The sequence below is a fragment of the Bifidobacterium sp. N4G05 genome (genome assembly GCF_002742445.1).
Lineage (GTDB): Bacteria > Actinomycetota > Actinomycetes > Actinomycetales > Bifidobacteriaceae > Bifidobacterium > Bifidobacterium hominis.
The window spans coordinates 350364-364789 of sequence record NZ_NJNQ01000001.1 but is presented as its reverse complement, the minus strand read 5'-3'; the positions used below and the strand labels follow the sequence as shown (position 1 = coordinate 364789).

Here is a 14426-nt window from a genome sequence, read left to right as displayed (position 1 = left end):
CAAAATTGCAAAAATGCGATTCAGCGCTGGTAATTGGTGGATTCGCGCACGATCAGTTGCGGCGCAAGTGAGATATGCGCGGGGCTGCCGGGGGCGTCGTTGAGTAGGCGTAGCGCTTCGGAGACGATTTGTTTGAACGGCGGGCGCACGCTGGTCAGCGCCGGCATGGTGGTGCGTGCAATCGGCGAATCGTTGTAGCCAACCACCAGCACATCTTGAGGCACGCGAAGCCCGAGCGAATGCAACGCCACCATCACACCGAATGCGATCGAATCGTCGGCACACACCACTGCCTCCGGCTGCACGAGCGGCTCGGAAAACAGTCGCATGGCGCAGTCGAATCCGCGCTGCACGCTACGGTCTCCGAACTTGTTCCATTCGGTTTCGGTGGCAAGATGGTGCGCTCGCATCTGCGTGTGGAACATGGCGAACAGTTCCGCCGATTCGAAGGAGATTTCCTTGCCGGCCATGTATGCCACGGATGCGATGCCACGTTCGGCCAAATGCCTGATCACGATTTCCATGGCTGTGTTTTCGTCGACGCTCACCATGGATGTGCGGAACGAGCATTGGCGGCCGCCCACCTGCACGATCGGCAGTGTGGAGGCGTAATGTTCAAGCTCCGCGGAAAGATAGGCCGCCCAGGCAGGCAGCACGATCAGACCGTCGACATGGCGGTCCACCAACGATTCGATACGTTGAACCTGCGTGGCCTGATCGCCGCCGATGCCCAGCAGCAGTTGCCGCGAATCCACGTCGATGACGGGTTCGATTGCGTCAAGCAGCTGCGCACAGAACGGGTCGGTGGCGGTCGGAATCACCAGGCCGATGGTGTTGGTGACGGTGCTGCGCAACGCGCTCGCCGCATAATTGACCGAATAGTTGAGGTGTGCCGCGGCCGCTCGCACACGGCGTGCGATGTCGTCGTCTTTGGTGCGTTTGCCGGAAAGTACGCGGGAGACGGTGGCGATGGAGACGTTGGCCAGCGCCGCGACGTTCGCGATCGAACTGTTCGCCGAAGCTGCCGAAGCTGAAGCGTTGTCGGTTGTACGTGCCATGCTCTCCTCCTACAGATATTCGAAATGCTCGAAAAAACTCGGATTATTCGAATTACTGTCGTGTCTCAATCGCGTATTTAAGAATAAAACAGCCACCCGTCGAAAGCGGCAGGTGGCTGAAAGCAAGTATCGCAAATATCGCAATCATGCATGTTGCATTGCGATTTCATAATTGCGATGCAACAACTGAAGATTGTTGAATATCTTGTGAAATTCTGAAATCTTCAGCAAAAGGAAGATCACTCGGCGTTGACGAGGATGTTCAGCAGGTTGTCTGCCACGGCCTCGTCATCGGTGCCCTGCACGTCGATGATCACGGAATCGCCCTGCTTGATGCCCAGGCCCATGATGGACAGGATGGAGCCAGCCGGAACCGGGTTGCCGCCCTCCTTGGCGATGGTGACGGTGCAGTTGGAGGCGGTGACGGCCTGAGAGAACTGTGCGGCCGGACGGGCGTGGATGCCGACGGGATCGTTGATGACGGTGGTGCGGGTTGCCATGATGGACACTCCTTTGAGTCGTGTGTTGTTTGATTTTTGGTTGTGTTATTTGAAAGTCGCGCTGCTTGCCGAGCGAAATGCCTCGGTACGCCGCTAACGACTACTATAGCACCTTTTTCTACGAAACGCAGAAAACGTTTACCGGTTGTGTGTTACGGCTTAAAGTGTGTATACTGTGGGAAGGCTGAAAATGATTTACCGGCAAAGACGGTGGGAATCATCCAGTAACTCGACGCGCAAAGCAAGCGCGGAAATCACAACAACGACAACAAACGTTCGGTTCGCGTTCCTTTCGCGGGCAAACAACGAAACAAGGAAACAGGTCAAAGGAGTTCACATGATTATCAAGGGTGTTGGCATTGGTCGAGGTGTTGCAGTCGGCCCGGTCATCCGTATGGCGCAGCCACTGCCGGAACCGTCGGACGCTCCGCGTGCGGAAGGCATTGCCGCCGAAAGTGAAATCGCCCGCGTTGAAAAGTCTCTCGCATTGGTGAACGCCGACCTGAACCGTCGTGCCGAAGAGGCCGCCAATGGTGACGAAGGCGCCAAGCAGGCCGCTCCGATTCTGCAGGCCATCGCCATGTTCGCTTCTGATCCGTCGTTGGCTGAATCCATCAAGGGTCTGATTCAGCAGGGTAAGACCGCCGAACGTGCGGTGCTCGAAGGTTTCGCCGCAGTGGAAGACATGTTCCGCGCCATCGGTGGCTATCAGGCTGAGCGTGCCGCCGATCTGCATGATGTCGGACAGCGCGTGATCGCCGACCTTATGGGCGCTCCCGCTCCGGGCTTGCCGCAGAGCGAAACCCCGTTCGTGCTCGTCGCCGAAGATCTTTCCCCCGCTGATACCGCGGCGCTCGACATGAGCAAGACCCTCGCCATTGTCACCTCGCAGGGCGGCCCGACCTCGCACACCGCCATTCTGGCTCGCGCTCGTGGCATTGTGGCGGTTGTTTCCGCAGCCGAAGCCGAAAACCTGACCGACGGTACTACCGTGGTCGTGAACGCGGCCAAGAGTGAACTTGTCGTTGATCCGACCGAAGAGGAGATCGCCACCGCCGAAGCCGCCAAGTCCCGTGCGGCCGCAGCTAAGGAACTGCGCGGCAATCCGGGCTCCACCAAGGATGGTCATCTGATTCCGCTGCTCGCCAACGTGGGCAAGCCGGCCGATGCGGCCAAGGCGCTGGAATATGGCGCTGAGGGTGTTGGCCTGTTCCGTACTGAATTCCTGTTCATCGGCAACTCCGAGCCGCCGACCGTCGAAGAGCAAACCCGCGCTTACACCGAGCTGCTGAGCCAGTTCCCGGGCAAGAAGGTCGTGATTCGTATGCTCGACGCCGGCGCCGACAAGCCGTTGCCGTTCCTCACTCCGGAAGACGAGCCGAATCCAGCCCTCGGTCTGCGCGGCCTGCGCACCCTGCGCGCCCATATGGACGTGCTCGAAGGCCAGCTCAAGGCGCTCGCCGCAGCTGATGCCGCCACCGACGCGAACCTGTGGGTTATGGCCCCGATGGTTGCCGACCAGCATGAGGCCGACTACTTCGTGAAGCTCGGCAAGAGCTTCGGCTTGAAGTTCGTGGGCGCGATGGCCGAAGTGCCGTCGATCGCGCTTATGGCCGACAAGGTGGCCGATGTGGCTGACTTCGTGTCGATCGGCACCAACGATCTGACCCAGTACACGCTGGCCGCCGACCGTACGCTCGGTTCCGTTGCCAACTATCAGACCGCCTGGCATCCGGCGGTGCTGCGTGCCATCAAGATGATCTGCGACGCGGGCAACGCCAAGGGCATGCCGGTAGGCGTGTGCGGCGAGGCCGCTGCCGATCCGGATTTGGCCGTGGTGCTGGCCGGTCTTGGCGTGAACTCCCTGTCCATGACTCCGGTGGCACTCGACGACGTGCGTGCCGCTCTTGCCGAAGTCACCTTCGAAGAAGCTCAGGCCCGTGCCGAAGCCGCCCTCAACGGCGACTTCTACCACCCGGCCAACTGAGCCGTACTAGCTGTGCCTATCGCCTATAACGTCCTATTTTTCAAGTGATGTGAGGTCTGATAGGCCCTGTTTCCCGGAATGACCCCTGCCCGCGTGCCCCCATAGACTCGCCCGCAGGGGTCGTTTCGTTATGCCGTCAATTGAAGCCTTGTATGAGTCAGACGCTTGAGGGATACTGGGTGCATGAAGATTTCCGCAGATTTCACCGTCATTCCCGACGCGTTTGCCAAGGCGGCGCCGCCTGAGAACTGCATCGACGGTACGCCGATTGTTTCCTTCCCCTTCTACATTGATGCGCTTGATCCCGCAGTGCAGTTCCTGCATTGGGAATTCGTTGATCCGGATTCGATTCCGGTATGCGGTTTCCAGTGGAATCATTGGTCTCTGGCGAACCTGCCCGTGGACGCGCTGATGTACGATTTCAACGATTCTCACGCGCTCGCGATTCCGGCTGATTTCTCGCGCACGGTTTCCGCGATGATTCCTGAAACGATTCAGGGACGCACGTCCGCCGCTTCGCCGTTGCTGCAAGGCCGCAGTAGCGATCCCGCAGTGACGATGCGTTACAACGGTCCGTATCCGCCGGATCGGGATCACGACTACTACCTGCATGTGTGGGGCACCACGGCTCCGCTTGCCGGCCTCAATCAGGGATTCTGGCTCAACGAAATGGAACGTGCGCTGCGTACTTCCGGCACAATCGTTGATCAGGGCGCTATTTTCCTCACTGGAAAAGCCTGATTTTTGAAAGACAATCTAAAGTAAGATCAGAAATATACCCGACGAAAACGTATTGACAATAATCGAAAGGATTGCTGAATAATTATGGCGTGTACCACGATTTTGGTTGGAAAAGACGCAAGTTATGACGGATCGACCATCATCGCCCGTAATGAAGATAGTGCAAATGGTGAGTTTTGCCCGAAGCGCTTCATCGTAGTCAAGCCTGAAGATCAGCCGCGCAAGTACAAGAGCGTGCTTTCGCATGTTGAAATCGACCTTCCTGACAATCCGCTGCAGTACACGGCTGTGCCGAATGCCGATTTGAAGGAAGGCATTTGGGGTGAGGCCGGTGTGAACGAGGCGAACGTTGCCATGAGCGCCACTGAAACGCTCACCACCAACGAGCGTGTGCTTGGCGCCGATCCGTTCGTGGAACTCACGCCGGCCAAGGGCAAGGAAGGCGAGGAAGGCTTTGAGCCGGAAGTCGCTGGTGGTATTGGCGAAGAGGATTTCCTCACACTCGTGCTGCCGTATGTCACCACTGCCCGCGAGGGTGTGGAACGTTTGGGTGCGCTGCTTGAGGAATTTGGCACCTATGAGATGAACGGCGTTGCCTTCTCCGACGTTGACGAGATTTGGTGGCTGGAAACCGTTGGCGGCCATCATTGGATCGCCAAGCGTGTGCCGGACGAAGCGTATGTGACCATGCCGAACCAGCTGGGCATTGACGAATTTGATCTTGAAGATGCGCTTGGCGAGCAGGAAGACCACATGTGCTCCGCCGATCTGGCCGAGTTCATTGAGCGTAACCATCTTGACCTGTCGGTGGAGAGCACGACGCCGTTCAACCCGCGTGACGCGTTTGGCTCCCACTCCGATTCCGACCACGTGTACAACACTCCGCGTGCTTGGTACATGCAGCGTTTCCTCAACCCGTACGACGAGCAGTGGGATGGTCAGGATGCCGACCACAAGCCGGTTTCCGACGATATTCCGTGGGCTCGCCAGCCAGAACGCAAAATCACCATCGAAGATGTGAAGTATGTGCTGAGCTCCCACTATCAGGGCACTCCGTACGATCCGTATGGAAAGCTTGGCGATCAGCACACCCGCCACATGTTCCGCCCGATTGGCATCAACCGTCAGAGCCAGCTTGCGGTAATGCAGATTCGTCCGTACCGCCCGCAGATGAGCCGCGCGATCCAGTGGATCGCCTATGGCTCCAACCCGTTCAACACGCTTGTGCCGTTCTTCCCGAACGTCAACTCCACGCCGAAGTATTTGGAAGACACCACTACGCGCGTCACGTCCGAAAACTTCTATTGGGAGAACCGCATTATCGCGGCTCTGTGCGATTCCAGCTTCGCCGACACCGCCAACGCTGTGGAACGCTATCAGGAGAAGACCGGCGCGATGGGGCATCGTATGGTTGCTTCTACCGACGAGCAGATCGAACGCTTGGTGGGTGACGTTGCTGACGAATTCGATGCGGAAGACGAAATCGGCGATGTGCAGCCGATGGAACCGGAGGGGATCATCGAAGCCGTGCGCAACGACGAAGCCCGCGAAATCCTTGCCGCGGCCAACGAGACCATGGCCGCGCAACTCAAGGAGGAAACCGACAAGCTTCTTGATTCCGTGTTGTATACTGCCAGCATGAACATGAAGAACGGCTTCCACATGTCGGACTTCTAGAATCTCACCATTCGGCTCCTGTGACCACGTTGCGGGAGCCGATTATTTTCCGCAATACAACATCGTTAAAATGACGTGCATTCCAAATCGAAGAAAGGAAACCCCCAGTGACCAGCATTGAGGACTTCACCAGCCAGTACGGCCTGGTGCAGAAGATTGACGCGTTCGGCTATCTCGATTATTTGAAGAATAATCCCGACGCTCAGCGCAAGCACGGCAAGGTCGTGCTCGTCACCGCCGACACTCCGTTGAAGGCGTCTCGCGGCGAAGGCAAGACCACCACCACGATCGCGTTGATCGATGCGTTGCGTGAGCGTGGCATCGACGCGGCCGCTGTGCTGCGTCAGCCGAGCATGGGCATCACGGCAGCCGGTTCCAAGGGTGGTGCTTCGGGCGGCGGCAAGGCCTCCCTGACCCACCCTGAGCTGATCGACTGGGGTCTGTGCGGCGAAATGGGTGCTATCGAAGCGGCTCAGAACCTGCTGGTTTCTTTTGCTGAGAAGGCTGTGGACGATGGCAAGCTGGACACCATCCTCGTGCCGCGCGTTTCTGAGGTGCCGTCCCGTTCGCTGCGTCAGATCGCGGTGGACCGTGGCAAGGGCAATGTGGCTGAGCGTGTGGTGCTCACTCCGACCTGCGAGCTCATGCAGATTGTGGTGCTTTCTCGTTCCATGGATGAGATCGCGGACCGCGTGTCCAAGATGATTGCCGGCACGAAGGACGGCAAGGCCGTGACCTTCGGTGAATTTGTTGATTTGTGGCGCATTACCGGCATTCTTTCCGATGCGGTGAAGCCGGCGAAGACGGAAACGGTGAATGGTTCTCCCGTGTATGTGCACGGCGGTCCGTTCGCGAACGTGTCCATCGGCATTCCGACGTTGGTTTCCGTGGAAATGGCGTGCGCTCTGCACGACGTGGTGATTGTTGAAGCTGGTTACGGTACTGACGCGGGCGCTCAGAAGTGGCTTGACATTGCTTGTCGCGAGTATGGCGCACAGTGGCCGTCCGCCGCGATTGTGGTGACTCGCGCTTCTACTTGGCGTGACGATCCGGCGCTCGCTTGGCGTTACCCGTTCCATGTGCAGCGCTTGGAAGGTCTTGATATTCCTACGTTCCCGCTTATCAACCTGTGGGATGGAGAGGATGATCAGGTGCCGGCCTTGAAGCAGACCGCCAAGGATCTGGAGTTCCGTGAGCCGATTATCGGCAACCTGTTCCGTGACGGCGGCGAGGCGCTGGCTCCGCAGCTTGACGCGTTTGTTAACGCGGTGGTGAACGGTTCCATGCCGGCCACGCCGCACAGCCGCAAGGGTATGGCTCTGGTGGAGAACGTGCGTTGGGTTGCCGAAAACGCGTACGGTGTGCCGTCTGACCGTGTGATTCTGAAGGACGGTTTTGCTGAATCGCTTAATGGGGCGATGGGCCTGTGCGCCAGCGCCGGCATTGACTTCGGTTCGCTCGCGCTGGTCGCGGTGAAATCTCCGGCCACGATGACCGACAACGATTCCGCTCCGGCTGAAGAGCGTACGGTTACGTTGAAGAAGGTTGAGGTGCATTCCGGTGCCGGTTTGGTGCATGTGAACCTCACCACTTCGCTGACCACCCCTATGCCGAAGATCGTGTGATAAACGAGTCGTAGCGTTCTGATCGCAACGTTTTAGGGCGGCCACTTGCGTATATGCGTAGGCGGCCGCCCTTTTTCACCCTAATTTTGGCGGTCTCTAGCGAACGTCGCAACGCCATGACTTCGCAGGAAGGAGGTAACTTCGTTGGAAGTTGTCGCCCCGAACCGTGAAGCGGGGAAACACGGTGTGTTTCCCGTAGGTGAGGTGAGAGGTTCGCAATATGGGCGAACCTCGAAGGAACGGTGGAAACTTCGTCAGAAGTTGCCGCCGTTCCAGCCCCAGTCGGTGGTGGCGGTGTAGCGGATGTACGTGCGGTCGGCCGGGATGCCCAGTTCCTTCTCCAACGCGGCCATGATCTGCTCGGTCAGCTTCTCCCAGGCGGAACCGGGCACGGAACGACCGAACACGTTCACCTCGACGTATGCGGCCGGCTTGGAATCGTCGCCGCCGAAATAAATCGGCATATTGTCTTCAAACGGGCACATCAGCCAGCCTTCGGACTTGCCGGGAACGGCGGTGATCGCCTTGCCGTATGCGGACTTCAGCGCCTCGCGCTGTTCGGCGGTGGTGGACACGGAAACATGAGTGTGGATGACTGGCATGATGCTCTCCTTGGATTGTTGGAATCAGCCTTTGCGTGTTCATCTCCAGTCTAGGCGTCAAACGGCTCAGACGGGGTGGCTGTGTGAGAAATTTTGGGCTTTGTCTGGATATCCGCCAAGGTGGTCTGCGTGCGCGTGTTAAATATTCGTTGTGAGAAAACTGATTGAACAGCTTATGAAATTTGGCCTCGTTGGCGTGATCGCCTTCATTATCGACTGGGGCATTCTGAATCTTCTCGTCGGCGTGTTCCATATGCACAACGTGCTCGCCGCAACCATCTCGTTCATTATTTCCCTGATTTTCAACTACATTGCCAGCATGAAACTGGTGTTCAAGCACCGTGATGACATGGCCCGTTGGATGGAAATCCTCATTTTCGTGGTCGGCGCGGTCATCGGCCTGTTCATGAACGACGCCATTATCTGGATCTCCACGTATGGCATGAACCATGATGCCTACGTGTCGCAGAGCACCGAATACCTGATCCGCACCAACGTCGGCAAGCTCATCGCCACCGCCGTGGTGATGGTGTGGAATTTCCTGACGCGCAAGTGGCTGCTCGACGATACGCACACCAACGCCATGAACCGTTTGCGCAAAGCCGACAACCGCCTCACGCCGGAAGAGCTGGAAGCCAAGTGGCAGAACAGCTTCTCGCACAAGCTTGGCATATGGTCGCTGGAGCACACCCCCAACGGTTGGCCCAAGTAGTCCTGAATTCGGAAAATCTGTCTGCACAACCCGGAAATCTGCCCTGATCAAATCTGCCCTGATTCCCGACTCGCGCAGACGGCCGGACAGTCCTGAATATGAAAAGGCGGTGCTTACACCTATAAAGGTATAAGCACCGCCTTTTCGTATGCTCTGCATGCTTTACGTGCGAAAGGTCACACGCTTACGGTGGTAAGCATGGGCTGCTCGGTGGAGTCCTTGATCTGCTTGAAGCCGAACAGGGCGATCGCCAGCGAGGTGAGCGCCAGAGCCGTCACTACAATGAAACCACCGTGTGATCCCATACGGTCGATGAACTGGCCGGCAATCGCCGAGCCGACGGAACCGCCGATTGAGTTCATCGCACCCATCCAGGCCATGCCTTCGGTGAAGCGTGTGGGCGGCACCAAGTGCAGCATCAGCTGGTTGCCGTTCACCCACGTCGGTGCCTGGCATACGCCGATGAACAGGTAGATGATCATGATCACCCACAGATGTTTGGCGAACATGAACGAGCCGATGCCCAGATCGACCACGGCAAGGCAGAAGTAGAAACGCTTCCACAGCGGAATAGTCCAATTCTTTGCGCCATACACGAGCGCGCCGATCAGCGAGCTGAACGAGAAGCAGGCGAACACGAAACCGGTGTACTGCTTCATATTCGCTTCCGTGGCGAACGCGACGATCGAAATGCTGGCGGCCGACTGGAACGCGCCCAAACCGAACCACGTCACGCATACGGCGATTAGGCCCGGCCCCCAAATCGATTCCTTGCGCCCGGCATTCACATCGGCGGCGGCCTGATCCATGGCGGCCTGCACTTCCGCAGCCGTTTTGCCTTCGGAACGTGCGCGATCGCGAGCGTACTCAATGGCCGCTTCCGCCTGCAACGCCTTGGAACGGGCGGCTTCGCGCTCACGGTATTCCTTGCGGGTCATGCCCGCTTCGCGAGCCAGCTGCGTCTGCGATTTCGGCTCGGTGGAAAGTTCGGTGAGGAACATGAGCGCACCGACCACCACACACACGCCAGTGAATGAGAATGCCAACAGCCCGGAAATCACGGCCAGTGTGGAGGCGAGCGGATTGCCGATCACCCACATGCATTCGTCGAACACGCCGGAAAGCGAAAGCGCGCGGTTGGTTTTCTCCGTGTCACCTTTAAGCAGCGTGGTCCAACGCTGACGGCTCATCGCGCCCCACGGCGGAATCGCCGCCATGAACGGTACGATACAGAACAGAATCCACGACGGCACTCGGGCGGTGATGCAGGAAACCAGTGCGGTCGCCGCAATCATCCACACGATGATTGTCGGAATCGACACCTGACGCTGGCCGAACTTGTCAACCAGCTTGCCGAGCACCGGGCTCGCAACGGCCAGCGCGATCGCCTGCACGGCCGTCAGCGCGCCTGCCAGCGAATAATTGCCGTAATAATGCTGCACGGAAATCGTAATCGTCATGCCGACCATCGGGAACGGCATGCATGCGATCACTGAACCGACCGAAAATCGGGCGGTGTGCGGTATGCGAAGAAGCTCCGCGTACCCTCCGAAAAGATGTTGGCCGATGCTTTTGGCGCCGGCGAGGACTGAATTGGTCATGTTTTGCCGCTCCTTTCTGCTCACGGTTGGTGCTTGCGTCCGCTGCGTTGCGTTGCCGCGGACCGCTTGACATACCCTTGTTCTGTCTTGATTGTTTTCTCTCCAGCCCCAGTCTCTCACTTCAACCTTGCTTGAACGTCAATCGATTGACGTTCAAGCGTGTTGCATAGGGGGTGGAGATTGGTTGTGTGCCATTTTCTTGAACTAGACAACTTTATGCGGAGGTACTGTCGCAACACGCGGTGCATTGAGGTTGGCAGACATAATTCGATTGGCTATTTTGTAAGTACTCACCACACGTTCACTTGGTGGACGAAAAGATGTCCGGCGGGCGAAAGACGGTTGTTGCAAAATGGTTGCGCAACGCTTCCACAGCTTGCGATTGCAGGATTTTCGTTCCATCGGTCAACGTCAGCAGTCCGGCAGCATCTTGCGGAAAGGCGGTAGGGATGCCCGCAACAACCATCCATTTCGTACGTCACGGCAAAGTCGAAAATCCAGGGCATTTGCTCTACGAACGACTGCCCGGATTCCACCTGTCGGAAGTGGGTGTGCGCATGGCGCAGGCGACCGCGCACTACATTGCCGTCAATCCACGACTCAACACAGTTTCCGCCATCTACTCGTCGCCGCTGGAACGCACGCGCGAAACGGCCGGCGAAATCCTCACCGCACTCAACGAAGTGCGTGAAACCCGTGGCGAGGAGCCGCTGGAACTCACCACCGACGAGCGCATCATCGAAGCGCGCAACGAATTCCGCGGCACGCGCATCGGCTACGGCGAAGGCGCACTCTGGAAAAACGGCAACTGGAAGCTGGTACGCAACCTGTGGAAGCCAAGCTGGGGTGAAAGCTACCAGTCGATCGCGCATCGTGTGCAAGCGTTCGCCCTCGAAAAAGTGGGGGAGCATCCCGGCGAGCAAATCATCGTAGTCAGCCATGAATCGCCCATCTGGAGCTACAGGCACATGCTGGAAACCGGGCACCCGGAACATAATATGCTGCTACGCCATACGGCACTCGCCTCCATCACTTCCATTACGTACGATTGCGATACACGCAAAGTATTGTCGATCGCTTACGTCGATCCCGCGGCCGACGTGAAATAGCGCATAATGCGGCATGGAATCGCCGGATTGGAAACTTCTGACCGAGACACGCGACAATGAGTGCGGCGGTTGTTGAAAGAACGGGGATTCCATGCAATCATGGAAGGGCTGGATGCTGTTGGGTCCAGTGAGGAAAACAAAATGTCGAAGCTGCAAAGGGGCACGCATGGCTTTCACTATCAACAACGGAGCGCTTTATCAATTATTCGATAGGCCTCATATGAAAATTGCCATCGAAAGCTGTGTTGGAGTGGTGGAATTATGGCCGCTGCAAACCGTTCAGGAGATGGAGAATGACGCAAAGTACACGGAAGATCTGCAAGTAAGATTCTCCTGCACCATGGCAAGGGCAATGCTGCGATTGTCCCACGGGATTAACCCGTCCGTGGCGGAAGCCGTGTACGAGGGAATGGACGAGATTCCGGGTTGCGATCCGGAAATTGTGCAAGCGCTCACGCGGGCCAATCAGGCATACGATGTGATGCGCAATTATTCCGAAACCAACAATGCCGACCTGTTCTTCGAAGCGGCCGACATTCTGGGCATCTTCATCGACGCCCATGTCGAGACGGAAGTCCGCAATATACTGCAAAAGATCGTGGAGTACATTCGGCAGAGCGTCAGCCTGGGCTTCGACGGCGGAGCGCTGGAAGATGTCAACTACTGCTACGCTTTCACCACGACCCCAAGGACGCTCACCGGGCGATTCCTCGCGGCGCTCGCGGTGGGTGACGGTCTGATGAATCTCATGTGCGAAGGCATTGACGATGTGGACGAACAGACCGTGCGCGTGCTGCCGGTGATGCTGTACATCAACGAGTTGTGCGAGCAGATGGCTGTTCCGCCGATCTATGTCGGCGACGTGACCTTGTCTCGAATGGTTGCGCTGCGTAATGCTGTGCGTGAGGCGGGCAGGGCAACGCCACTCGAGGAGAATTCCTTCTGCGACAACACATTCACCATAACCGCGGACAATGTCATTCCGTGCGCGGGTATGGAGTGGGATCATCATGCGGAGTGCCTGCGTTGGGATCCGAAGAGGGCCGAGCAGGAAGCCAAAGATGAGGATGAACGTAAGAGCAAGGAAGCGCTCGCTGAAAAGTTCAATTTGATGACGGACGCTATGAAAAGTATGAGCTACATGGATGATTCCGATGATTCGGGTGATTCAGGCGAAGGTGCGGATGCTGCGTGACGTGGGCAATCCGAGATAATCCGAATTAGTGGGAATTATCGATATAGGAATAAGAAAATCCCGGCACTTGCGATTGCGGTGCCGGGATTTTCTTTATGTAGTACTGATTATTGCAAGTTCGGTTCTTAAGTTCAGTGCTGAACCTGCATATTTCGTCAATGCTATATGTTGCCGTACACGGTAGGATCGTCGGAATCGTCGGAATTGTCGGATCCGTACGGGGTCTGGCCCTGCGAATCGTTGCCGAACGTGGGGCGATCGAACTGCGTCTGGTCAAGCTGGGTGGACTGTTCCGGAACCGTAGGCAGCGGAGGCATGCTCGGCATGGAAGGGGCTTCGGGTGCCGGGGCTGCATGCGGAGTTGCCGGGGCGGCCGGAGTGTACTGGGCGGCTGGAGCGGCTGGCATCGCAGGTGCTGCGTACTGATCGGTCGGAGTTCCGTAAGGAGCGCCATACGGGTTGCCGTACGGAGTGTTGGTGGCTGCCGGGGCTGGGGTCGGAGCGCCATACGGGTCTGCGGTGGGCATTGCCGGAGTCGGCGCAGGCATTGCAGGTGCCGGAGCGGCTGCCGTATACGGATCAGCGGTTGGCGTCGGAACAGCCGCTGCGTACGGGTCGGCGACCGGTGCCGGAGTGCCGTTCGGGGCGTATTGTGCGGTTGCGGTCGGTGGCATGCCCGGGGCTGGGGCGTAGCCGTTGCCGGCTGCCGGATCGTCGAAGCGTGCGCCGGCTGGATCGGTCTTCTTGGCCATGAGCACAATGAGCACGATCGACGTGGCCAGGCATGCGATGAAACCGATGATCAACAGGAGTATGCCGGCTGTGCCAGTCGAGCTCGATCCGCCACCGATTACGGAAATGGCGCCAAGTCCCGTCATGACGAGGCCGACGCTCAGCAGAACGCCACCGATGAAGTCAATCGCGTAGAGGATGACCAGCGTGGTGCCGGCCTTGTTGGTGTCGTGCAGGCGGCGAACGGAAAGCGCAAGGGATGGAACAATCGTTGCCAGTGCCCAAATGGTGTTGACGAAGCTTCGCATTCCATTGGCTGTATTGCTGTCGATGATGGCGCCCAACACCGCGAAGATGACGGCAAACGCGATCTGGATGATGAATGTGCACAGAACCCACCACCAGAATTCGCCGCGGGAGGCGCGGCCCTTGAACGTGGCGTACTTTTTCCAGAAGCGGATGAACGCCTCGCCGATGGTGCAGTTGTAGGCCGGCTGGTCGAGCGGAGCGGTCAGTGCGAAGAAGCTGCCGGACCCCTGTGGCTGAGGTTGCGGTGCGCCGTATTGCGGCTGCTGCTGGTTGTATCCGGCCGCATTGCCGTATTGCGGTGCGCTGTATTGAGGCGCGCCATACTGGGGTGCCTGCTGGCCGTAGTCGGGTGCGCCGTATTGCGGTGCCTGCTGGCCGTAATCATTCTGACCGTAGGAGCCGTAACCGCCATATTGCTGGGCCTGCTGCGGGTTCTGCGGATTATATTGGTTGGGGTCCGTCATTAGATTACCCTTTCGGAAAGTGAATCGACATCAAAAAAGTGAAGTCGATTAACACAGTACTCTTGCATCGCCAAAAATACCGAAAAATATTGCAGTGTGGGACAATCCCGACGG

General features: G+C 57.8%; 13 protein-coding genes. 7 read left to right on the top strand and 6 right to left on the bottom strand.

What is annotated here, in order from left to right:
• Window positions 1-20: 20 nt before the first annotated feature.
• Window positions 21-1058, bottom strand: a complete 1038-nt coding sequence (locus CE153_RS01700) for a LacI family DNA-binding transcriptional regulator (RefSeq protein ID WP_099571076.1) — start codon at window positions 1056-1058, stop codon at window positions 21-23.
• Between the two features lie 239 nt (window positions 1059-1297).
• The gene (locus CE153_RS01695; protein WP_099571075.1) at window positions 1298-1558 is read right to left on the bottom strand and encodes an HPr family phosphocarrier protein; all 261 of its coding nucleotides are present in this window, start codon (window positions 1556-1558) and stop codon (window positions 1298-1300) included.
• A 337-nt stretch (window positions 1559-1895) separates the two neighbouring features.
• On the opposite strand from CE153_RS01695, the gene ptsP reads away from it, so the two are divergent.
• From ptsP to CE153_RS01675, 4 genes are all read left to right on the top strand, one after another.
• On the top strand, window positions 1896-3545 hold the full coding sequence (ptsP, locus tag CE153_RS01690; RefSeq protein ID WP_099571074.1) for a phosphoenolpyruvate--protein phosphotransferase: 1650 nt from the start codon (window positions 1896-1898) through the stop codon (window positions 3543-3545).
• A gap of 183 nt (window positions 3546-3728) precedes the next feature.
• Complete coding sequence (locus tag CE153_RS01685; RefSeq protein WP_099571073.1) at window positions 3729-4286, top strand: YbhB/YbcL family Raf kinase inhibitor-like protein; 558 nt, start codon at window positions 3729-3731, stop codon at window positions 4284-4286.
• A gap of 84 nt (window positions 4287-4370) precedes the next feature.
• Window positions 4371-5963 (top strand): C69 family dipeptidase, encoded by a 1593-nt coding sequence (locus CE153_RS01680; RefSeq protein ID WP_099594919.1) that lies wholly within the window; start codon window positions 4371-4373, stop codon window positions 5961-5963.
• A gap of 107 nt (window positions 5964-6070) precedes the next feature.
• Complete coding sequence (locus tag CE153_RS01675) at window positions 6071-7588, top strand: formate--tetrahydrofolate ligase (protein ID WP_099571071.1); 1518 nt, start codon at window positions 6071-6073, stop codon at window positions 7586-7588.
• 254 nt (window positions 7589-7842) lie between these two features.
• Here CE153_RS01675 and CE153_RS01670 read toward each other — a convergent pair whose 3' ends face one another.
• On the bottom strand, window positions 7843-8190 hold the full coding sequence (locus CE153_RS01670; RefSeq protein ID WP_004220252.1) for a phenylpyruvate tautomerase MIF-related protein: 348 nt from the start codon (window positions 8188-8190) through the stop codon (window positions 7843-7845).
• Window positions 8191-8365: 175 nt separating this feature from the next.
• On the opposite strand from CE153_RS01670, the gene CE153_RS01665 reads away from it, so the two are divergent.
• Complete coding sequence (locus CE153_RS01665) at window positions 8366-8902, top strand: GtrA family protein (RefSeq protein WP_180753361.1); 537 nt, start codon at window positions 8366-8368, stop codon at window positions 8900-8902.
• Window positions 8903-9078: 176 nt separating this feature from the next.
• On the opposite strand, the gene CE153_RS01660 is transcribed toward CE153_RS01665, so the two are convergent.
• Both CE153_RS01660 and CE153_RS08800 read right to left on the bottom strand, forming a co-directional pair.
• Window positions 9079-10503, bottom strand: coding sequence for an MFS transporter (locus CE153_RS01660; protein ID WP_004220249.1), 1425 nt, complete (start codon window positions 10501-10503; stop codon window positions 9079-9081).
• A 301-nt stretch (window positions 10504-10804) separates the two neighbouring features.
• Window positions 10805-10969: a hypothetical protein gene (locus CE153_RS08800; protein ID WP_180753360.1), complete on the bottom strand. Its 165-nt coding sequence runs from the start codon at window positions 10967-10969 to the stop codon at window positions 10805-10807.
• On the opposite strand from CE153_RS08800, the gene CE153_RS01655 reads away from it, so the two are divergent.
• Both CE153_RS01655 and CE153_RS01650 read left to right on the top strand, forming a co-directional pair.
• Window positions 10953-11612, top strand: coding sequence for a histidine phosphatase family protein (locus tag CE153_RS01655; protein ID WP_034880056.1), 660 nt, complete (start codon window positions 10953-10955; stop codon window positions 11610-11612). The genes CE153_RS08800 and CE153_RS01655 overlap by 17 nt on opposite strands.
• A gap of 220 nt (window positions 11613-11832) precedes the next feature.
• Window positions 11833-12807, top strand: coding sequence for a hypothetical protein (locus CE153_RS01650; RefSeq protein WP_134853765.1), 975 nt, complete (start codon window positions 11833-11835; stop codon window positions 12805-12807).
• 161 nt (window positions 12808-12968) lie between these two features.
• Here the strand turns inward: CE153_RS01650 and CE153_RS01645 are convergent, their stop codons facing one another.
• Window positions 12969-14312, bottom strand: coding sequence for a DUF805 domain-containing protein (locus CE153_RS01645; RefSeq protein ID WP_099594917.1), 1344 nt, complete (start codon window positions 14310-14312; stop codon window positions 12969-12971).
• Window positions 14313-14426: the final 114 nt, after the last annotated feature.

What these genes read in the sequence shown, in the direction of transcription:
- CE153_RS01700 (WP_099571076.1), bottom strand. Translation starts at nt 1,058, where the DNA reads ATGGCACGTACAACCGACAACGCTTCAGCTTCGGCAGCTTCGGCGAAC.
- CE153_RS01695 (WP_099571075.1), bottom strand. Translation starts at nt 1,558, where the DNA reads ATGGCAACCCGCACCACCGTCATCAACGATCCCGTCGGCATCCACGCC.
- ptsP (WP_099571074.1), top strand. Translation starts at nt 1,896, where the DNA reads ATGATTATCAAGGGTGTTGGCATTGGTCGAGGTGTTGCAGTCGGCCCG.
- CE153_RS01685 (WP_099571073.1), top strand. Translation starts at nt 3,729, where the DNA reads ATGAAGATTTCCGCAGATTTCACCGTCATTCCCGACGCGTTTGCCAAG.
- CE153_RS01680 (WP_099594919.1), top strand. Translation starts at nt 4,371, where the DNA reads ATGGCGTGTACCACGATTTTGGTTGGAAAAGACGCAAGTTATGACGGA.
- CE153_RS01670 (WP_004220252.1), bottom strand. Translation starts at nt 8,190, where the DNA reads ATGCCAGTCATCCACACTCATGTTTCCGTGTCCACCACCGCCGAACAG.
- CE153_RS01665 (WP_180753361.1), top strand. Translation starts at nt 8,366, where the DNA reads ATGAAATTTGGCCTCGTTGGCGTGATCGCCTTCATTATCGACTGGGGC.
- CE153_RS01660 (WP_004220249.1), bottom strand. Translation starts at nt 10,503, where the DNA reads ATGACCAATTCAGTCCTCGCCGGCGCCAAAAGCATCGGCCAACATCTT.
- CE153_RS01655 (WP_034880056.1), top strand. Translation starts at nt 10,953, where the DNA reads ATGCCCGCAACAACCATCCATTTCGTACGTCACGGCAAAGTCGAAAAT.
- CE153_RS08800 (WP_180753360.1), bottom strand. Translation starts at nt 10,969, where the DNA reads ATGGTTGTTGCGGGCATCCCTACCGCCTTTCCGCAAGATGCTGCCGGA.
- CE153_RS01650 (WP_134853765.1), top strand. Translation starts at nt 11,833, where the DNA reads ATGAAAATTGCCATCGAAAGCTGTGTTGGAGTGGTGGAATTATGGCCG.
- CE153_RS01645 (WP_099594917.1), bottom strand. Translation starts at nt 14,312, where the DNA reads ATGACGGACCCCAACCAATATAATCCGCAGAACCCGCAGCAGGCCCAG.